Origin of the sequence: Mesorhizobium sp. CU3, assembly GCF_006442965.1 — a bacterium.
Lineage (GTDB): Bacteria > Pseudomonadota > Alphaproteobacteria > Rhizobiales > Rhizobiaceae > Mesorhizobium.
Genome location: NZ_VFWX01000052.1, coordinates 1 through 266 on the forward strand (window position 1 = coordinate 1; position 266 = coordinate 266).

The following is a 266-nucleotide window of genomic DNA, read 5'->3' on the forward strand; positions in this document are numbered from 1 at the left end:
CCCTCAAGATGGCTCTCCAGCACGTGCTTGAGGCTATCCAGGTCCGCCGCGTCCTGCACGCTGGTTTGCAAACCATCCACCTGTTCGCGGATCTGGGTATCCAGCTCCCTGGCAGCCGAGCGGCTGTCCGCGTGGCCGTCACTGGCGACCTGCAGGTGCCCCTGGAACGCCTCGAGACGCTCGTTGAGTTGCTTGAGGTAGGCTTCAAACTCGTGCTGGCCGCTGTCGGTGATCGCCAGCATCAACACCGCCAGGTCATCGAGAAT

1 pseudogene is annotated in these 266 nt (G+C 62.8%); it reads right to left on the reverse strand.

Annotated elements, in window-relative coordinates:
* Positions 1-242, reverse strand: a pseudogene (locus FJ988_RS30570) (hypothetical protein); the annotation flags it as partial.
* Positions 243-266: the final 24 nt, after the last annotated feature.